The organism is Gammaproteobacteria bacterium, assembly GCA_035279405.1.
Lineage (GTDB): Bacteria > Pseudomonadota > Gammaproteobacteria > Natronospirales > REEB76 > REEB76.
This window is the reverse complement of sequence record DATEHU010000034.1, coordinates 114397-132579: the sequence shown is the minus strand read 5'-3', so window position 1 is coordinate 132579 and position 18183 is coordinate 114397. Positions and strand designations below refer to the sequence as shown.

The following is an 18183-nucleotide window of genomic DNA, read 5'->3' as shown; positions in this document are numbered from 1 at the left end:
CCAAGGAGCTACCAATGAAACTGTATTACTCGCCGCTGTCATCCAATTCCCGCAAGGTGCGTATCGTGGCCGCGCTCCTTGGCATCGAGCTGGAATTGCAGAACGTGGACCTTACCAAGGGCGCGCAGCGCACGCCCGAATATCTGGCCATCAATCTCATGGGCAAGGTGCCGGTACTGGCGGACGGCGATTTCGTGCTGCCGGAGTCCGCCGCCATCATGATCTATCTCGCCGAAACCAAATCCGGCAATACGCTTTATCCCGCCGAACGGCGGGCACGCGCCGAGGTCAACCGCTGGCTGTTCTGGGCGGCGAATCATTGGGCTCCGGCTGTCGTAGCGCTGGTCTTCGAGAAAGTGCTCAAACAACGGTATTTCAACGGCGGCGAACCGGACCCTGTGCAGATCAAGCGGCAAGAAGACCAGATTGCGCGGTTTGCCAAAGTACTCGACGCACAGTTGGCGAAGCATCCCTGGGTGGCAGGCGAAACGCTGACGCTTGCCGACATTTCGATTGCGCCCGCGTTCGCAGCCTTCGTGACGCTGCCGATACAGTCCCATGCGCACATTCCCGGCTGGTTAAAACGCATCCAGACCTTGCCTGCCTGGCAGGCTACCGAACCGCCCAAAATGGCCTAGCGACGTAACGCTTGCTAGCGCGCATGGCCCTGGCATGCCGCGCGCCGCGGCCCCGGGTACACTGATGGCGGGGATACCGGCAGCACCAACACGTACTCGGCATGAACATCCTGATCGTTGACCATTCCAAGGTGTTTCGCAGCGTGCTGCAGAAGATGGTGGCCAATCTCGGCCATCACTCCATCGTCGTGGGCTCCGGCGAAGAAGCCCTGGACGTGTTGCACAAGGAGTCCGTGGGTCTAGTGTGTGCGGCCTTGAGCCTGCCGGGGATTGACGGCATCGCGCTCTGTCAGCACCTGCGTACCCTGCCGCAGTTCGTCAAAACCCCCTTCATCCTGCTGACTTCCACCGAGGACCAGCGCCAGCGCCACGAGGCCTTCGAGGCCGGGGTCACCGAGATCCAGGAACGCACCGACGCCAAGGACCTCACTGACCACCTGAGCCGCTTCTTTCTCGAAGAGCCGCCCGAAGTGCACGGCCGCGTGCTGTATATCGAGGACAGCCAAGTGGCCTCGCACATCATGATTCCGCTGCTCACGCAGATGAATCTGAAAGTGGATCATTATCGGACGGCGGACGCGGCGCTCGAGGCGTTCGAGAAGCAGGACTACGATCTGGTCGTCAGCGACATCCTGCTCGAAGGCCCGATCAGCGGCGTGGGCCTGGTGAACCGCGTGCGTAACTTGGCGTCGAGCAAACGCCGCGTGCCGATTCTGGCGCTGTCCGGCATGGACGATCCCTCGCGACGCATCGAGCTGTTTCGTCTCGGCATCAACGATTACGCCACCAAACCGCCGCTCGAAGAAGAAGTGCGCGCGCGCGTGCGCAATTTGATCATCAACAAGCAGTTGCTGGATCAGGTGGAAAAACAGTCGCAGCAGTTGTACCAGTTGGCCATGAAGGACGAACTCACCGGCTTGTACAACCGCAATTCATTGCGCGAATTCGCGCCCAAGTACTTCAGCAACGCGGCGCGCTACGATTATCCCGTGAGCCTGCTGGTGATTGACCTCGACCACTTCAAGAACATCAACGACACCCGCGGCCATGCGTTTGGCGACAGCGTGCTCGCCAAGACCGGCGCCATGCTGCACCAGGCCTGCCGCGAGGGCGATCTGGCGGCGCGCGTAGGCGGCGAGGAGTTCGTGGTGCTGCTCAACCACTGCGAGGGCAAGGATGCGCACCGCCGCGCCGAAGAGATCTGCCGTGCCATCGCCGGCCTCAAGCCCGAGGGCATCGTGGTCACTGCCAGCATCGGCGTGACCGCGCGCACCCACGGTCAGGCGGTCAAATTCGAGGAACTGTTCAAGGTCGCCGACCGCGCCATGTACGAGGCCAAGAAGCAGGGCCGCAACCGCGTGGCCTTCGTGGCGCCGACCTGAACGCGACGGCGCGCATTCCCCTGTAACTTTCTGCATTGCAACCCGGAGCCCGCAAATGCCGAGCCGTTCCGCCCCGCACATCGAAACTCTGAGCGTGCACGCCGGTCACGCACCGGATGTCGCGACCTCCGCCGTGAGCCCACCCATCCACCTGTCCACCACCTACGCGCGCGAGGCCGATGGCAGTTACCCGCATGGTTTCAGCTATGCGCGCGTCGCCAACCCCAATCGCGTGCAATGGGAACGCTGTCTCGCCGCGCTCGAGGGCGGCACGAGCGCCATGGCGTTTGCTTCGGGCGTGGCCGCCGCGGGTGCGGTTTTCCAGGCACTCAAGCCCGGGGATCACGTGATTTGCAGTCGCGATGCCTATCACGGCGTGATGCGGCTGCTGCGCGAAATCATGCAACCCTGGCAGCTCAAGCCGAGTTTCGTGGATTGCACCGATCTCGCCGCACTGCGGCAAGCGGTTACGCCGACCACGCGGCTCATGTGGCTCGAAACCCCGTCGAATCCGCTGCTCAAGATCACCGATCTCGCCGCTGCCGTGGAAATTGCGCGCGCGCACAAGATTACCACGGTGTGCGACAACACCTTCGCCACGCCGGTGCTGCAGCGCCCGTTCGACTATGGCGTGGATTTCGTCATGCACAGCGCCACCAAGTATCTCGGCGGCCACAGCGACGTGCTGGGCGGCGCCATCGTGGCGCGGGAAAACTCTGCGCTCGCTGAACGCCTCCGTTTTCTGCAGTCCGAAGCCGGCGCGGTGCCTTCGCCGTTCGACTGCTGGCTGCTGCTGCGCGGCGCCGCCACGCTATCGCTGCGCATCCGCGCGCAATCGCAGAATGCGCTGGAGTTGGCGCGCTTCCTTGCCGACCACCGGGCCGTGGAGCAGGTGTTCTATCCCGGACTGGAATCGCATGCCGGATACGCGCTCGCCGCGAAGCAGATGCGTGCCTTCGGTGCCATGCTATCCTTCACGCTCAAGGGCGGCGAAGCCGCGGCCATGCGCACGGCGGCCGCTGTCAATCTGTTTACTCGCGCCACCAGTCTGGGCGGCGTGGAAAGCCTGATCGAGCACCGCGCTTCCATGGAAGGCCCGGACACCCAGACGCCGCGCAACCTGTTGCGTGTGTCGGTGGGTATCGAGCATGTCGGCGATCTGATGGCCGATCTGGACCAGGCGCTGGCTGCGGTCTGAATCCCAACGACATTTGCATTCCGAGGAATTTCACATGCGCCAATGCCTGATTTCCCTGCTGTCGGGTCTGCTGCTGCTCGCGGCGTTGCCAGCACTCGCCGCCCAGAGCGGCACCGCTCCGGCCGCCGGTGTTACTCCGGGCGCTGCCAGCATCACATTGGAACAGATCATGTCCAATCCGGACTGGATCGGGAATCCGCCGGAACGTGCCTACTGGAGCTGGGACAGCCGCCACATCTACTACTGGCAGAAGCGCCAGGGCAGTCCGCTGCGCGACCTGTACGCGGTCAACGTCGCAAGCGATGTCGTCGTGAAGGTGTCGGACGGCGACCTCGGCACGGTGTCCGCACCCGGCGACAGCTATAACCTCGCGCACACGCTCAAGGTGTTCGTGCGCGACAACAACGTGTTTGTGCGCGATCTCAGAACCGGTGCGCTGCGCCAGCTCACGCGCGACAGCGTCGCCAAGAACGATGCCGAATTCATGGCCGACGGCGCGCGCGTGCAGTGGCATCAGGGCAATGACATTTACCTGTACGACCTGCACACCGGACTGGTATCGCTGGCCGCCAACATCCAGCTCACGGACGATCCGGACAAGGTCAAACCGCCGCAGAATTATCTGCAAGCCGAACAGTTGCGGCTCTTTGAATTTCTGAGCAAGCAACAGGCCAATGCCCAGGCCGCCCACAATCAGCAGCAGGCGCAAAACAGCGCGGATGCCACGCGCATGCCGGCGCCCTGGTATCTCGGCGACCAGATCAAAATCATCCGCAGCTCGCTCTCGCCCGACGGCCGCTGGCTGGTGCTGGTGACCATTCCGGCGAACTACCAGCGCGGCGCGCCCGGCATCATGCCCGAATGGATCACCGCTTCCGGATACGTGGAAACGCTCAAGCGCCATACTTACGTCGGCCTGAATCCGCCGCCGCCGCAATCCGTAATGGTCCTGGACCTGGAGCACCACAGCTCCTTTGATGCGGACCTCACGCAACTGCCCGGCATCAAGGACGATCCGCTGGCGGCGTTGCGCAAATCCGCGCTGGCTTGGGACGTGAAGCACGGCATTCCGCAAAAGACCGCCGAGGAGTCGGTGAAAGCGCCGGCCGTGCGGCCGGTGTCCGTGTGGGGTATTGCCTGGAGCGACAACGGCGCGCAACTGGCGTTCATGTTCCGCGCCAATGACAACAAGGACCGCTGGATTGCCACGCTGGATTTCACCACCAAGACGCTCGTAACCCAGAACCGGCTCACCGACCCGGCGTGGATCAACTGGGATTTCAATGATTTCGGCTGGCTGCACGACAACCACACCCTGTGGTACCTGTCCGAAGCCACGAATTATTCGCAGCTTTACCTCAAGGACATCAACGCCAAGACGGCACGTCAACTCACCAGCGGCAAGTTTGAAGTTTCCGATCCGCTGCTGACGCGCGACGATCGCGAGTTCTTCGTGGTCGTCAACGTCAAGGCTCCCGGCATCTATGAAATCTATCGCGTCAATGTGCGCACCGGGGACATGCTGGCCGTCACGAATCTCGGCGGCGTCAACGGGCCGCAACCTTCGGCGCTCGAAGGCGGCGGCATGGGGTATGCGCTCTCGCCCGACGGACGCAAGCTGCTCGTGTATCACTCCACCACGCTCACGCATCCGGAAGTTTGGGTGGCGAACGCGCGCCCGGACGGTGCGGCCAAACAACTGACCCATACGATGTCCAGCGCCTACACGTCCATGGATTGGATCGCGCCCAAAATCGTGCAGGTGCCCTCCTCGCATCCGGAGGTCAAGCAGCCAATTTATGCGCGCCTGTACCTGCCGCAGAATTACTCGACCGCGCAATCCTGGCCGGCGGTGGTGTTCATCCACGGCGCCGGTTATTTGCAGGACGCGCATCAGGGCTGGTCGTATTATTTCCGCGAAATGATGTTCAGCACCTTCCTCACCGAGCACGGTTATCTGGTGCTGGACATGGATTACCGCGGCTCCCAGGGCTACGGCCGCGACTGGCGCACCGCCATTTACCGGCACATGGGCCATCCGGAAGTGCAGGACATCGAGGACGGCGTGCACTGGCTGGAGCAGGACTGGCACGTGGACCCGCAGCGCCTGGGCGTGTGGGGCGGTTCCTACGGCGGCTTCATGACCTACATGATGATGTTCCGCCGTCCGGACCTCTTCGCTGCGGGCGCGGCGCTGCGTCCGGTGGGCGACTGGGCGGACTACAACGATTTCTACACCGCCGACATCCTCAACCGCCCGGCGATCGATCCCGAGGCCTACTTCGTGAGTTCGCCCATCAATTACGCCGGTCAGCTCAAGCATCGCCTGCTGATTCTGCAGGGCATGGAAGACGACAACGTGTTTTTCCTGGACACGGTGCACATGATCCAGAAACTCCAGGAGTTGAGGAATCCGAACTTCGACGTGATGATCTATCCGGCCGAGCATCACGACTTTGCCGCGGCGTATTCGTGGCTGGACGAATACCGGCGCATCTGGCGGTTGTTCCAGACCTACGTCAATCCGCCGGCGGCGAAACATTAGAAACGCTATCAACGTTGTCGGTTATCTCACCCTCTCCCCTTGTGGGAGAGGGTAGGGAGAGGGGGGGGGAAATGCCTCGTCCTACCCTGAACACTGCCAAAGTTTTGCGCAAGCGGATGACCGACACAGAACGGCTTTTGTGGCGGCGCTTACGCGCCCATCGATTCATGGGAACAAAATTCAAGCGCCAACAACCAATCGGACCTTACATCGTGGATTTCGTTTGCTTCCAGACAAAGCTAGTCGTCGAAGTGGATGGTGGACAACACCTGAATCGTGAATCTGACCGACTCCGCGATGCCTGGCTGGAGCAACAGGGATTTCGAATTTTTCGTTTTTGGAATAACGAGGTACTACAGGAAGCGCCGGCGGTCCTGGAACGGATTGCTGCGGCCATCCGCCCTCTCCCCCACCCCTCTCCCACAAGGGGAGAGGGGTAACCCAAAATCGCCTGTGCCCCTGCCCCAATTACTTACCGACCTCGACGCCGCCGTGGACGCGATCCTGGCGCGCGCCGGCACGCGCCTGTGGGTCGGCACGCCGCTCGGCATCGGCAAACCCAATCCTCTGCTGAACGCCCTCTACGGGCGCGCCTGCAGGGATGCCTCGCTCCGCCTGACCATCATGACCGCGCTCTCGCTCAACCGCCCGGCGGGCAAAAGCGATCTGGAAAGGCGTTTCCTCGGCCCGTTCGCGCAGCGCGTGTTCGGCGATTATCCCGATCTCGATTACCTGCGCGATCTGGAGCGCGGCGCGCTGCCGCCCAACGTAGAAATCTCCGAGTTCTACTTCAAGTCCGGCAATCTGCTCGGCAACGCGCATGCGCAGCAGCACTACGTCAGCAGCAATTACACGCACGTGGTACGCGACATGCTGGCCGCGGGCGTGAATGTAATCCTGCAGATGGTCGCCAAACAGGAACGCGACGGCCGCAGGTTCTACAGCCTCTCCGGCAACCCGGATCTCACGCTCGACATCCTGCCGCCGCTGCGCGCCGCCGAAAAAGCCGGCCGCAAAGTCGCGGTCGTGGGACTGGTCAACAACCATCTGCCCTACATGCACGGCGATGCCGAGGTCGGCGCGGAGTTCTTCGACATGCTGGTGGACAACCCGCGGTATGCGCACCAGCTGTTTGCCGTGCCCAACCTCGCGATTGATCCCGCCGAACACATGATCGGCCTGTACGCCAGCACGCTTGTCCGGGACGGCGGCACCCTGCAGGTGGGCATCGGTTCGCTGGGCGATGCCTTCGTGTACTCGACGCGGCTGCGGCATGCCGACAATCCGCGCTATCTGGAACTGCTGCAAACGCTGGGCGTGCGGGCAAAGTTCGAGCGCGTGATCGCGGCACTCGGTGAAACGGCACCGTTTGGGACCGGCCTGTATGCCGGCAGCGAAATGTTCAGCGACAGCCTGCTGCATCTTTACCGCGCCGGCATTCTCAAGCGCCGCGTGTACGATCACGACGCCATCCAGAAACTGCTGAATGCGGGCAAACTTTCCGAAAGCATCGGGCCGGACACGCTCAGCGTGCTGCTCAAGGCCGGCGCAATTCACGCAACGCTAACCGCCGAAGATGTGATTTTCCTCAAACGCTACGGCATCCTGCGCGCGGAGGTGCGCTGCGACGGGGACGTGCTGATTCTGGCGGACGGCACCCGCCTCAAACCGGACCTGACAGATCGTGAAAACTTCGCCCGCATCGTCACGCAGGCCCTCGGCACGCGGCTGACCGGCGGCGTGCTGCTGCACGGCGCGTTCTTCCTCGGCTCCAACTGGTTCTACGACGAGCTGCGTCGGATGCCGGAACCGGAGCGCCGGCTGTTCAGCATGACCGCGGTGTCCAAGGTCAACGAAATCTTCAGCGACGTGGCCCTCGAGCAAAGCCAGCACCGCCACTCGCGCTTCCTCAACACCTGCATGAAGATGACGCTGCTCGGCGCCGCGGCTTCCGATACGCTCGCGGGCGGCCAGGTGGTGTCGGGCGTCGGCGGCCAGTACAACTTCGTGGCCATGGCGCACGCACTCAGGGAAGCCCGCTCGGTACTGATGCTGAAAAGCACCCGCGAAGAACGCGGCCGCACGGTTTCCAACCTGGTATGGGACTACGCCCAGTGCACCATTCCGCGCCACCTGCGCGACCTCGTGATTACCGAGTACGGCATCGCCGACCTACGCGGCAGACAGGACTGGGAAGTGATCGCCGCGCTGCTCAACATCTGTGACTCGCGCTTCCAGGATGAACTGCTGGTGCAGGCCAAGCGTGCCGGCAAGATCATGGCGGATTATCAAATTCCGGAAATCTTCCGGCACAACACGCCGCAAGAACTTCACGCCGGGCTCGAACCTTTCCGCAAAGCCGGCTTGTTCCCGGAATTCCCCTTCGGTTGCGATTTCACCGCGGAGGAATTGGTACTCGGCAAGGCGCTGCTCAATCTCAAGCGCCGCACCGGGACCTGGCCGGGGCGCCTGGCTGCAATGGCGGCGGCGCTGGTCGCGTCAACCGGCAAAGCCGCCTGCCGGCCCTACCTGCAACGCATGGGCCTCGACCGGCCCGCCGGCCTGCGCCAGTGGTTTGCGGCCAAATTGCTGGCCGCCGCTCTGGCGCACGGCGTGAAAAATCAGGCCGAGTCTGGGTGAAAATGCTGCTGTTTTTGTCCGACCGCCCCACTGGAGATTGCCATGAGAACTACCACTGCCGTGTTGCTGAGTGTGTTCCTGATTATGGTTTGCGCCGCGCCGGCATTCGCATCCGCACCTGCAATCACCGCGGCCGGCATTCCGCTGAATGCTCCCTGGAAAGTCAAAATCTACGAGCTGGCACACACGAAATTCCTGCATCCGGCCTGGGGCTGGCAGCACTCGGAACGCGATTACCTGCTGGCCGTGCGGCTCGCCAAAGGCGACCACCTAAAGATCGACACCGACGTGCTGTTTGCCGCCGCGTTCCTGCACGACATGTCGGCCTTCATGCCCTGCGCGGACAAGAAGATGGAGCACGGCGAGTGCGCGGCCACCCAGGCGCAAAAAATGCTGGAGGGCACCGGCTTTCCCATGCAGAAACTCGCGGCCGTGCAGCAGGCCGAACGCGGGCACATGTTCTACAGCAAGCCCGGCAGCGATCCCACGGCCATCGTGCTGCACGACGCCGATTCCCTGGATTTCCTCGGCGCCATCGGCGCGGCGCGTATCATTGCACTCACCGGCGCCCAGGCACCGAGCTTCGCGCCGGCAATCAAGACGTTGAACGGATTCCTCAAGGAAATCCCGCCCAGCCTCATCACCAACACCGCCAAGCGCATCGGCGCCAACCGCGTAGCGCAACTCAAGGCCTTTCTCGACAACCTGCAACAGGAAACCTTCGAAGGTCGCGCGATATAGGTACGTTGAAAGCCCCCTCCCTCGAAAATCCCCCAGCACGCAAAGCGTGCTCCCCCCTTTGCAAAGGGGGGTAAGGGGGGATTTTCTCAATTGAATTTGCCGGTCGCTCCCGTCACGCTGTACTTGCCGGCGCCGAGCAACGCAATCGCCAAGCCACCCAGGCCAAAGAGTGCTTCCAACTCGATGACCCAGTTGCCGCTGCCGCCCAAATGCCAGACGTTCCCGCCGCGCGTCAGGATCACCGCGATGATGAGATCAATGAAAATCAGCACACCGCCGATGCGTGTGAAGAATCCGAAAATCACCAGCAGCGGCCCCAGCACTTCGCCCAGATATACGCCGTAAGCAGTAAAGGCCGGCCAGTGATTGGCGGTGACGATTTCAATAATCTCATTCGGACCCGCGTAGATTTTATGCACTCCATGCAGGATCAGCAGTACCCCGACTGTGAGGCGCAGCAACAACTTGCCCAGATCATCGGTTTTCCAGTTCATGCAGTGCTCCTGTCGCCAATCCGGTCAGCTTGGAATTCAGTCCGCATCGCGGCGGTGAAATGAAACCTGAATCACCATGGCCCGCCGTTCGTGGGTTCGATTCATGGCGGATGGAATCACAGTTTATACCCGCACGAACATCGAATACTGAAAATGCTGGGTTTTGCCAGCGGGTGTTGTGTGCGCGTCTTCGCGCCACTCCCTGAGTTCGAACTGACTACCGAGTTCGGCCGCCAGAGTTTCCGGTGAGTAACGCTGTACCGGCAACCCGCTGCAGCGCTCCGGACCTGCCAGCGAGAAGCTTGCAATGATCGCGGTGCCACCGGGGACGAGCGCGGCTTCGAGCGTGTGGCGGTACGCGGCGCGCTCGGCGGGATCGGTCAGAAAATGAAACATCGCGCGGTCGTGCCATAAACGATACTTGCGCTTTGGCTGCCACTCGGTGATATCCGCCGCGATCCAGTGCACCCGCAAGGCGGATGCGCCGAGCCGCGTTTTGGCATTTTCGAGCGCCGGCTCCGCAATATCCAGCACGCTCACGTCCGTAAAACCTTCCGCCAGCAGATGATCCGCCAAATGAGAGCTGCCGCCACCCACGTCGATCAGCGCGTCGGTTTTCTGCAATCCGGCCGCGCGCATCAATCCCAGGGAAATTTCCGGCCGCAGCTGAAACCAGCTCACGGTATTCTCCGGCTTCTGCCGGTACACGTCTTCCCAATGCAGCTTGCGGTTCATGCGATTTTGATCCCGAAGTCCCGGCTTGTGGCGTCCGGGCATGTGAAGCGTATCACCTGAAAGACATGACGTTCATCACTGGCCGCACAGAGGCTCCGCCACTACTGTAATATCAACAGCCCAAGCGGGAGACTGCCATGCAAGACCCAGAATCGAAAACGGCGTACAGGCACTGGAGCGGCTTGACCACCGGCCTGGTGGTGATTGCCGTCGGTGTGGCATTCCTGTTGTGGAATTTCGATGTGCGGCTGCCGTTCATGCGCTACCGGAACTGGTGGGCGCTGTTCATCCTCATCGGTGCGGTCGGACCGCTCTCCTACGCGCTGCACCGCTACCGTGAAAAGCGCCGCTTCGACGGCGGGGTGCTGCACTCGCTGATCTCGGCCGCCGCCATCATCGTAGTGGCGCTCATGTTTCTGCTGAATCTCGACTGGACCCTGTGGTGGCCGGTATTCATCATCATCGGCGGGCTGTACATGCTGGCGAATCACTGGAACCGCGATACCAATTCCTCTTCGACTTGAACGGGCTTCTGCGCTTCACGCCTGCCGCGCCTTGAGTGCCGCGGCCACAATCGGTTTGGCCCATTCCGGCGTGGCGGACAAATCCCCGGGGCCGAGTAGTTTTCCGCCACGCAAATGCAGAACTTCCACCGGCTCCGGACGTTGGCCCTCGGCCGGATCGGCTTCCGCGCTGTTGTCGAACACCACGAGTTCGGCGAGTTGCGGCAGCAGTTTGATCACATTGACCCGGCTGCTGTCGTAGCGTCGGCGGATCAGTTCCGCCGGAATGGCATGACCGCCGCGCTTGATGCGCGTCGCGACGCGCGCAATGCAGCGCTCCGCGCTGTCGAGACCCACGTACCAGATACGCACCGCCATTCCCGCCTTGGCGGCCGCGGCCAGAGTCGTGGTGATCGTGCGGCCGCCCAGTGTGGTCTCGAACCAGTAATCGCGGCGCGCGCGCACTGCATCTCGCAGCTGCTGCAAACCGAGTTGCCACGCGAGGCTGTTGGCCTCCGCCTGTGGCAGTCCCGGATGCGCTGCCAGAATCCGCCGTGCCGTTTCGTCGGGATTGAAAAACTCGCCGCCCGCCAGCCGCAGAAACGCGCCGGCGATGCTGCTCTTGCCCGCCCCGTTCGCTCCCGCCAGCACGCCGATACAGGGTGCCGGTTTAGCCACGCTTGCGCGCGCCGGTCACCGCGGCCTTGCCGAGTTCCGCGCCCGTGGCCTTGAACAGCATGCGCGCGGCCATGCGGGCTTTGGGCTTGCGCATGTTGGTCACCAGCGACTCGAATTCCGCGCCGAGCGCCTGCAACGGGTCCGGTACGCGCGCGAGCAGCGCCTGGTATTCCTGCACCGACAGCAGCACCGCGCGTGCGGTGTCGTGGCGCGTGATCAGCACCATGCCGTCTGCGAGCGCCTTATCCAGCACGTTGCCGAAGGCATTCTTCGCGAGGGTGGCGCTGAAGGCCTTGACCTTCGCGCCGCGGGGGTGGCGCACGCCGTGGGTTGACATGACCGGTTCCTGATTTGGCTATATTGGCTATTATAGCCAAATTGCCGGAAACCGGCGGCCAACGCCGACTTCCGGTGCCGGGCCGCGCGCCGGCGGCACCACTGCTGTAAGATTCGCGTCCGCACCGAGACCCGCGGCTGAAACCCACGGTCGGTCGGTTTATGTTTGTTCGGGGAGAATCCAATGAAAACCCACGTGCAAGACATCCTCGCGCTGCTCGGCCGTTTGCTGGTCGCGGCCATTTTTGTTTATGGGGGTATCGCTAAAAGCATGGCATCTGCGCAATTTGAGCAGCTCATGAACGCCCACCATGTCAGCGGGCACCTGCTTCCGTTGGTAATCGCATTGGAACTCGGCGGAGGAATCGCGCTGGTGCTGGGCTTGCTGACGCGGCTGGTTTCTGTCTTGCTGGCCGCCTACTCCATCGCCGCGATCGCGATCTTCCTGCTGCCGCCCGCGAACAACTTGCTGTTGATCCTGGTGCTCGCCGAGCTTGGCATGATCGGCGGTCTGGTGAGTTACATCGCGTTCGGCGCAGGAAGCTTGAGCGTGGACCGCATCTTGTTCAAAAAGCGTGAGGCCTAAGCCGGCCCGACTGAGTCTTTTGCCGCAATCGAACACCGCCGGAGCAATCACACAAGCGTGATCTGCCCCTGGTTATTCGATGCGCAGGCATCAGATAAGATTCCTGAACATGAATACCATGTCGGAGCCGAATTGGCTGATAGCAATCAGATAGGCGCTCAGCAGGATGACTGTTGCGGCTACCGCCGAAATTGCCGGCAAATACCACCATTTACGGTCGACAAAATAATTTATATACATTTTCTGTAGTCCAGTTTTCCTGCCTGAATTAAAAGCCGGCAACCCTGTTGTCGGTTATGGATTCCCGCAAATCAAAGCTTACGCATCTGCTTTGCCCGAAAGATCCGGCGCATTTTCGCCGGCCGCGCGGCCGGTCTCTGCTGCCGCAGGGTCGGGCAGTCCGCCCGTCAGGGCGCTGGGCTCCCGCGCGGCATGTACGCTTTTGCCGGCGGCTGGCTGGCGGCGGTCGCGGACCGGGGCATGCATATCCTTGCCAGAGATGGCTGCATCCGCTTTCACGTCCACCGGGGCGCCTTGAGAATCCGACTTCATATCTTGATGGTTCGGATCCGCAACCACTGGGTCGTGACTCTTGGTCGCGATCTGTGGGACCGCGGTTGCTTGTACAGGCTGGATATCCACGGCCGGAGTCAATGTGGCGGGTACCGGCGTAACAAGCGCAGCCGTCTCCGGCCGGTTTGAACTGTGTTTGGGGTCGTATTTCGGGTTGTATTTGGAATGATGCATGAAATTTAATCCTTGATTCGATAGTTCCATGGAATTTGACCGGACAGGCGGCGACGATGGCGCCGACATGTGTGCGCTATTGACGATGACTGCTTCGTACGGAGGCAGCGGGATTCGTTTCGGTGAGGAGATCCAAAACGGAAGGTAACGAAGCCGCTGTTTTGGCGTATCTTGAGCAAACCACACTATATGCAGTGCGTAGCGCGACTATACACTGAAACGCATGCGCGTGCGGATTTGGGTGTAAATATCATGTGACCGGCCAATTTTGACGGATACAGCATGCAGCGCGGCTGTGATTCACGCCTGTGCGGCCTCAGCAAACCAATTACAAGTGCCAAACATCCGCACGATCAGCACGCAGCGTGAACACGTCATGCTTGTGCGCTGCGACTGAAACATTACCGCAATGCACACGCCCGCTGCATGCAGATGCGTTCCAAAATCTGAATGCAAAATATCTGTGACGCAAATCCGCGATGGATTCTCACGCGGAGTGCTGTATCTATATGATGCGAAAGAGAGTAGAGTCAGAATCTGTCTCAGCCGTTCCCATTCCCAGGCTCCCACTGAAGTTGTGAATGCGATCCGCCAGCGACAGCTGCCGTGTGGAAGGGTATCGTGCGCCCGCGATATTGCGGACGTGAATTCGCCCGAATCCAGCGCGTCGGTGAATCATCAGGAGAAGGATCATGAATGAGTTCAAAGTCTATGACATTACCAATGCCCCGTCCGATTCACGCGTTGATCTCGAAAAGATCAAGCTGAATCACGGCAATATCCCCAATGTGTACGCGGTCATGGCCGAGTCCCCCTCGCTGCTGAAGGGTCATGTGGCGCTTAAAGAGCTTTTCGAAAAGACATCGCTCAACAAGCAGGAACGCAAGATCGTGCTGCTGACGGCCAGTCGCGAGAATGACAGCAGCTACTGCACAGCCGTCTATAGCGGCGCTGCCGAGAAGCACAACGTACCGGCCGAGGTCATCGAAGCCGTGCGCACCGGCGCATCGCTCAAGGACAAGAAGCTGGAAGCGCTGCGGTCGTTTACGGCGGAGATCGTGAATGAGCGCGGTCAGTTGGACGAGAGCGACGTCAAGGAGTTCTTGGATGCCGGGTATACCCGCGCCAACATCCTCGAGATCGTGCTGGCCGTCGGCATGGTGACGTTGACCAACTACACGAACCTTATCGCCAAGACCCCACTCGACGCGCAGTTCGAGCCGAAGGTGTGGAAGAAAGCGAGCTGAAGTTCCGGTTCACGCCGATTCAACGGGGCGGAATACCGCCCCGTTTTTTATGTGGGATTCACGGGTCGCGATCATAGATATTCGCTCTGACCCTATTTCCCGAATTAAGTTTGGCATTTTTGATGCTTCAGTCTAATCATAAGTTAGTAATAGAAATCCCGAGTTGTTCCAACACTTCCAGCAAATGCTGGTAGGCTGGCGCGGGTTGTGGATTCTTCGGAGGTAAATGGCCTTCGGCTTCTGCTGCCGAAGCCAGACGTTTGAAGATTTCCGGGATTGCGGGTTCAGGAATGCCGCCGACCCTGGCACCGCGGTAATTACTCAGCAATGCCTGGATGGCTTTGGGTAAGCGTTTGCTATCAACCTGGCCATCGGCCAGACGGTAAGGGAGTTTCCAGGTATGCGTGTCGTTGGCGTCGCCGACGTACGCAAAGCAACGCGCCGGTAGTTTGTATTTGTGATGCAGGAGTGGATCGCCCAAGAGATCGGTATCGTCTCTCGTTGTCGCTTCTTGCTCAGAAAGGTGCCAGCCGCGTTCCACCGCCTCGCATGGGCGGTAAACCCCATGGACGCTCAACCACCAGAGTCCGCTCGGGGCCTGGTCGGCAGTCAGATCGGCGAACAGACGATCCTTGAGATTGCCGTGCTCAATATCGGCGGCATACAGGATGCAGCCATCCGATACCGCCACACGTATGATCTTCTGCGCATCGGCATAGCGGCGGGCTTGTTCCAGAGCCTGATCCAATGCACGACGGCTGCGGGCCAACGAACCCGGTCGCTTCACCTCAATGACGAGGTATTTTGCGAGATTGTGGCTTAAGACAATGTCGGCGTATTCGATCTGATAGGCGAGATCGCCCCGGCTCCAGTCCAGAACGGACGTGAACAGGTCTTCAAGAATGCCTTCCGCGACCTTTTCGCTTTCACCGCCGTGCCGCAGCCGGTCCCGATGCATATCCCGGAACCCCGGCCAAGCCGAGGTGATCCGATCAAAGCAATGGCGATACGCCGCAAGCTCTGTGTAGCTCATCCCGAATAACCCCTTAGTCTGGACTGGAGCGAAAACCTCCGTGTGGTGTTAGTTTAGTTGAAGACGACGGGTCATGCGGCTGTGATCATCGTTGGGCTTCCTTCGTCAGCCCAACCTACGATTGCTTCGCCGGCATATATCAAAGATTTATTTCGATAAAGGCCTTGAGCTGCGATTTGGATAGGACGCCGACTTTCTGGGCTTCCACCAATCCGTGTTTGAACAGCATCAGCGTCGGCTGGCTACGCACAGAGTACTGGCGTGCAATCTGCGGCTCCTGCTCCACGTTCAATTTCACCACCCGCAGCCGGTCGCGGTATTCCTCAGCGACTTCATCCAGCACCGACGCCATGGCCTTGCACGGCGCGCACCACTTGGCCCAATAGTCCACGAGCACGGGCAACTCGGATTGGAGCACCTGCTGATCGAAAATCGCTTGATTGCCAGAAATAATATGCTCGTTCATGATTCCGCCAAATTCAATAAACAATTTCAACCAGACTATTGTTGTTCAACCTGCCGAGCTTGAGGCTCGCCATTGAGCAATTCAGCGATTCTGTTGGCTCTCTGCCGCGCGTCAGCAAGGTCATCATAATCACCACAAATACAGATTTCGCGATTAGTCACGTCGTCGCCGACAACAAATGTCTCAGAGTCAAATTGATACACATAATATCTTTCCATTTCGTCCTCCGAAGCCATGCCGTTATATCCAGATTTGAAATTCCGGATAGCTCTGTCTGTCGCAGAAATCCAAACCCTTATCGTCTTCCCAGACTAGTTCGGTGAAATTTACGTCGTCTTCGTTATATCCACGACACACGACAAGATATCCACCGGTGAACTGCTGTATCCACAGTGTAAAACGGGCCAGAAATGCGGGTACACGAATCGACATATTCATACCACCCTATATCGTCCCTGACCGATGAACTCCAAATACCCTGCATCGCGCAGTACCTGGAGCTGCTGCCTGATCTTAGCTCGGACGTGGCGATTATTGGCGTGAAGCTTCGAAAGCCGGCCTTCGTAAGTATAAATATCCGCCAAACTGAACTCCGGCATGCTCAGCTGCTCGACGCAACGCATCACATCCAACGTCCAGCCACGGGCCTCAACCTTCTTTTGATCCCGCAGGAACAGAGTGCGCTGCCACGCTGCCAAAACGGTGGGTTTGCTCACCGGCCTGCCCTCCGATACCAAACTCACACGTCCCGCTAGCGGGATTTGACTGAACAGGATGTTGCAGCCGACCCAGCCGGCGCGGCGGGCGGTGCGGGCCAGCGGCTTCCGGCGCTCGATGATCTCCGGTACAAAGAAATGACTTGGAATCACTAACAGATTCTGCACGCGACCTCGCGTCTGGTCATAGTTCAACGCAAACAAGTTCGGAACTTCACTGCTGCTCAGTCGCCGAAGCATAGTGCGATATTCACCGTCCACTACCTTGGCGCCAAAAGTACCCCGCTTTGCTTTGAGTTCGAACTGTTCGCTGCACTGCGGACAAAAAAAATCCCCGACCGGAGTGTTATTGGGATATTGGTTCAGCGATCCCTGCCCACAGCTTGGACAGTAGACTTGTGATCCAACCCACGACTCCGTCATCACCCGAGCTTTTTGAGCGGGGCTTCTATATCCGGCGGCGACGGATTTGTCGAAGCTCACATCCACGTAGTATCTCTATCAAAGAAACGTGGTCTATCCTTGGTTGTTCTAATTTCATTTATCAATTAGCAATTAAGCATGAGCGAGTAATCTTAGGACAGATCTATGCTCTAGTATGAACTCATCAATCATTTTTTGTTTGTCGTAAAAGCTAACTGCATCAACGCCGTCACTTTCAGACAGTTTCAAGTGCTCACGCAATTCTTTAATTTGCCCCTTGGGTACCTCGCGACCATCCCCAGGGTTGTGATAACTGTACACCTTACTTTGCCGCTTACCCATGCCAAAGAATCCTGACCTTTCAACATAGATTGAAACTGTATTTTCATTCTTTTGAACAATCAGGTGGTTGAATCTATGAAGAATTGTCCACAGCTCCCTGTATCTTATTACTCGCTCGCCGTGTTGGATCTTCCTCACGCGCTGCTTTAACCACACTTCTATGGCAGCAACTTCTTTGTCCGAATTTGGCTTCGGATCTGCATATTTGCCATCAGCTTTGTCGCTCCTTGAGAACTTATGAGAAGCGATATCAATCATGAGCTGATAGAGGTGGTCCTTGCTCACATCCTCAAAGACAAGCCCATTTCTATCCAAGTGCATGATCCCACATATTAAGGCAGTGCGTTTGTTGCCATTTAGAAAAGGATGGTCATTGCATATTCCATACATTAAGGATGCAGCATTTGCACAAGCACTCGGATACTTACGAATGTTGCCAAATCCAACATCCTGTCTGGACACGGCCATTTCAAGCAAAGCCTGATCTCTCAGGCCAGGTGGAGAAATCGGGTCTTCAGTGCGCTCAAACGCTTTGGTAAGGTGATCGTGAACTGTCAAAACAAACTTCAAGGAGAGCGTCTCTTCGCAATCACGCAGTAAAACAGCGATCCGCTTTTTTAACTTCTTGACCATTCTTTCAAGTGCTATAAACGGAGCGTGTCGTACCCGATATACAACCGTCGAAAGTTATGTGTAGCCAAACAGGGCGCACAGCCAGCGCCGGCGAGACGAG

20 protein-coding genes are annotated in these 18183 nt (G+C 59.4%); 10 read left to right on the top strand and 10 right to left on the bottom strand.

Annotated features, from left to right (window positions below; translation table 11 throughout):
* Positions 1 to 14: 14 nt before the first annotated feature.
* The 7 genes from VJR90_08490 to VJR90_08460 all read left to right on the top strand — a co-directional run bounded on the left by VJR90_08490 (position 15) and on the right by VJR90_08460 (position 9144).
* Positions 15 to 638, top strand: coding sequence for a glutathione S-transferase family protein (locus VJR90_08490; GenBank protein HKV97509.1), 624 nt, complete (start codon positions 15 to 17; stop codon positions 636 to 638).
* Between the two features lie 101 nt (positions 639 to 739).
* On the top strand, positions 740 to 2020 hold the full coding sequence (locus VJR90_08485; GenBank protein HKV97508.1) for a diguanylate cyclase: 1281 nt from the start codon (positions 740 to 742) through the stop codon (positions 2018 to 2020).
* 55 nt (positions 2021 to 2075) lie between these two features.
* On the top strand, positions 2076 to 3218 hold the full coding sequence (locus VJR90_08480; GenBank protein HKV97507.1) for an aminotransferase class V-fold PLP-dependent enzyme: 1143 nt from the start codon (positions 2076 to 2078) through the stop codon (positions 3216 to 3218).
* A 34-nt stretch (positions 3219 to 3252) separates the two neighbouring features.
* Positions 3253 to 5763, top strand: coding sequence for a prolyl oligopeptidase family serine peptidase (locus VJR90_08475; GenBank protein ID HKV97506.1), 2511 nt, complete (start codon positions 3253 to 3255; stop codon positions 5761 to 5763).
* A gap of 71 nt (positions 5764 to 5834) precedes the next feature.
* Entirely contained in the window at positions 5835 to 6203 is a 369-nt protein-coding gene (locus tag VJR90_08470) for a DUF559 domain-containing protein (GenBank protein ID HKV97505.1), read from the top strand.
* Positions 6204 to 6216: 13 nt separating this feature from the next.
* Complete coding sequence (locus VJR90_08465) at positions 6217 to 8403, top strand: acetyl-CoA hydrolase/transferase C-terminal domain-containing protein (protein ID HKV97504.1); 2187 nt, start codon at positions 6217 to 6219, stop codon at positions 8401 to 8403.
* A 42-nt stretch (positions 8404 to 8445) separates the two neighbouring features.
* The gene (locus VJR90_08460) at positions 8446 to 9144 is read left to right on the top strand and encodes an HD domain-containing protein (GenBank protein ID HKV97503.1); all 699 of its coding nucleotides are present in this window, start codon (positions 8446 to 8448) and stop codon (positions 9142 to 9144) included.
* A gap of 86 nt (positions 9145 to 9230) precedes the next feature.
* Here the strand turns inward: VJR90_08460 and VJR90_08455 are convergent, their stop codons facing one another.
* Positions 9231 to 9638, bottom strand: coding sequence for a DoxX family protein (locus VJR90_08455; protein HKV97502.1), 408 nt, complete (start codon positions 9636 to 9638; stop codon positions 9231 to 9233).
* A gap of 123 nt (positions 9639 to 9761) precedes the next feature.
* Entirely contained in the window at positions 9762 to 10373 is a 612-nt protein-coding gene (locus VJR90_08450) for a class I SAM-dependent methyltransferase (GenBank protein HKV97501.1), read from the bottom strand.
* 137 nt (positions 10374 to 10510) lie between these two features.
* Here VJR90_08450 and VJR90_08445 point away from each other — a divergent pair, with 137 nt between their 5' ends.
* Entirely contained in the window at positions 10511 to 10897 is a 387-nt protein-coding gene (locus VJR90_08445; GenBank protein ID HKV97500.1) for a hypothetical protein, read from the top strand.
* A gap of 15 nt (positions 10898 to 10912) precedes the next feature.
* Here the strand turns inward: VJR90_08445 and VJR90_08440 are convergent, their stop codons facing one another.
* Together VJR90_08440 and VJR90_08435 are read right to left on the bottom strand one after the other, a co-directional pair.
* Entirely contained in the window at positions 10913 to 11554 is a 642-nt protein-coding gene (locus VJR90_08440) for an AAA family ATPase (protein HKV97499.1), read from the bottom strand.
* On the bottom strand, positions 11547 to 11891 hold the full coding sequence (locus VJR90_08435) for a type II toxin-antitoxin system Phd/YefM family antitoxin (GenBank protein HKV97498.1): 345 nt from the start codon (positions 11889 to 11891) through the stop codon (positions 11547 to 11549). The genes VJR90_08440 and VJR90_08435 overlap by 8 nt, the downstream gene beginning before the upstream one ends.
* Positions 11892 to 12074: 183 nt before the next feature.
* Between VJR90_08435 and VJR90_08430 the strand changes: the two genes are divergently transcribed.
* Complete coding sequence (locus tag VJR90_08430; GenBank protein HKV97497.1) at positions 12075 to 12476, top strand: DoxX family protein; 402 nt, start codon at positions 12075 to 12077, stop codon at positions 12474 to 12476.
* 318 nt (positions 12477 to 12794) lie between these two features.
* Here VJR90_08430 and VJR90_08425 read toward each other — a convergent pair whose 3' ends face one another.
* Positions 12795 to 13253, bottom strand: a complete 459-nt coding sequence (locus tag VJR90_08425; GenBank protein HKV97496.1) for a hypothetical protein — start codon at positions 13251 to 13253, stop codon at positions 12795 to 12797.
* Positions 13254 to 13915: 662 nt separating this feature from the next.
* Between VJR90_08425 and VJR90_08420 the strand changes: the two genes are divergently transcribed.
* Positions 13916 to 14470 carry a carboxymuconolactone decarboxylase family protein gene (locus tag VJR90_08420; GenBank protein HKV97495.1) on the top strand — a complete coding sequence of 185 codons (555 nt, stop codon included), beginning with the start codon at positions 13916 to 13918 and terminating at the stop codon, positions 14468 to 14470.
* Positions 14471 to 14606: 136 nt separating this feature from the next.
* On the opposite strand, the gene VJR90_08415 is transcribed toward VJR90_08420, so the two are convergent.
* The 5 genes from VJR90_08415 to VJR90_08395 form a co-directional block, all read right to left on the bottom strand.
* Positions 14607 to 15503 carry a hypothetical protein gene (locus VJR90_08415; GenBank protein HKV97494.1) on the bottom strand — a complete coding sequence of 299 codons (897 nt, stop codon included), beginning with the start codon at positions 15501 to 15503 and terminating at the stop codon, positions 14607 to 14609.
* A 139-nt stretch (positions 15504 to 15642) separates the two neighbouring features.
* Positions 15643 to 15969, bottom strand: coding sequence for a thioredoxin (gene trxA / locus VJR90_08410; protein ID HKV97493.1), 327 nt, complete (start codon positions 15967 to 15969; stop codon positions 15643 to 15645).
* Positions 15970 to 16004: 35 nt separating this feature from the next.
* The gene (locus tag VJR90_08405) at positions 16005 to 16187 is read right to left on the bottom strand and encodes a hypothetical protein (protein HKV97492.1); all 183 of its coding nucleotides are present in this window, start codon (positions 16185 to 16187) and stop codon (positions 16005 to 16007) included.
* Positions 16188 to 16403: 216 nt separating this feature from the next.
* A complete protein-coding gene (locus VJR90_08400) occupies positions 16404 to 17174 on the bottom strand; it encodes a DpnI domain-containing protein (GenBank protein ID HKV97491.1) in 771 nt (256 codons plus the stop codon).
* A gap of 66 nt (positions 17175 to 17240) precedes the next feature.
* A complete protein-coding gene (locus VJR90_08395; protein HKV97490.1) occupies positions 17241 to 18083 on the bottom strand; it encodes a type II toxin-antitoxin system death-on-curing family toxin in 843 nt (280 codons plus the stop codon).
* Positions 18084 to 18183: the final 100 nt, after the last annotated feature.

What these genes read in the sequence shown, in the direction of transcription:
- VJR90_08490 (HKV97509.1), top strand. Translation starts at nt 15, where the DNA reads ATGAAACTGTATTACTCGCCGCTGTCATCCAATTCCCGCAAGGTGCGT.
- VJR90_08485 (HKV97508.1), top strand. Translation starts at nt 740, where the DNA reads ATGAACATCCTGATCGTTGACCATTCCAAGGTGTTTCGCAGCGTGCTG.
- VJR90_08480 (HKV97507.1), top strand. Translation starts at nt 2,076, where the DNA reads ATGCCGAGCCGTTCCGCCCCGCACATCGAAACTCTGAGCGTGCACGCC.
- VJR90_08475 (HKV97506.1), top strand. Translation starts at nt 3,253, where the DNA reads ATGCGCCAATGCCTGATTTCCCTGCTGTCGGGTCTGCTGCTGCTCGCG.
- VJR90_08470 (HKV97505.1), top strand. Translation starts at nt 5,835, where the DNA reads ATGCCTCGTCCTACCCTGAACACTGCCAAAGTTTTGCGCAAGCGGATG.
- VJR90_08460 (HKV97503.1), top strand. Translation starts at nt 8,446, where the DNA reads ATGAGAACTACCACTGCCGTGTTGCTGAGTGTGTTCCTGATTATGGTT.
- VJR90_08455 (HKV97502.1), bottom strand. Translation starts at nt 9,638, where the DNA reads ATGAACTGGAAAACCGATGATCTGGGCAAGTTGTTGCTGCGCCTCACA.
- VJR90_08450 (HKV97501.1), bottom strand. Translation starts at nt 10,373, where the DNA reads ATGAACCGCAAGCTGCATTGGGAAGACGTGTACCGGCAGAAGCCGGAG.
- VJR90_08445 (HKV97500.1), top strand. Translation starts at nt 10,511, where the DNA reads ATGCAAGACCCAGAATCGAAAACGGCGTACAGGCACTGGAGCGGCTTG.
- VJR90_08435 (HKV97498.1), bottom strand. Translation starts at nt 11,891, where the DNA reads ATGTCAACCCACGGCGTGCGCCACCCCCGCGGCGCGAAGGTCAAGGCC.
- VJR90_08430 (HKV97497.1), top strand. Translation starts at nt 12,075, where the DNA reads ATGAAAACCCACGTGCAAGACATCCTCGCGCTGCTCGGCCGTTTGCTG.
- VJR90_08425 (HKV97496.1), bottom strand. Translation starts at nt 13,253, where the DNA reads ATGGAACTATCGAATCAAGGATTAAATTTCATGCATCATTCCAAATAC.
- VJR90_08420 (HKV97495.1), top strand. Translation starts at nt 13,916, where the DNA reads ATGAATGAGTTCAAAGTCTATGACATTACCAATGCCCCGTCCGATTCA.
- VJR90_08415 (HKV97494.1), bottom strand. Translation starts at nt 15,503, where the DNA reads ATGAGCTACACAGAGCTTGCGGCGTATCGCCATTGCTTTGATCGGATC.
- trxA (HKV97493.1), bottom strand. Translation starts at nt 15,969, where the DNA reads ATGAACGAGCATATTATTTCTGGCAATCAAGCGATTTTCGATCAGCAG.
- VJR90_08405 (HKV97492.1), bottom strand. Translation starts at nt 16,187, where the DNA reads ATGGAAAGATATTATGTGTATCAATTTGACTCTGAGACATTTGTTGTC.
- VJR90_08395 (HKV97490.1), bottom strand. Translation starts at nt 18,083, where the DNA reads ATGGTCAAGAAGTTAAAAAAGCGGATCGCTGTTTTACTGCGTGATTGC.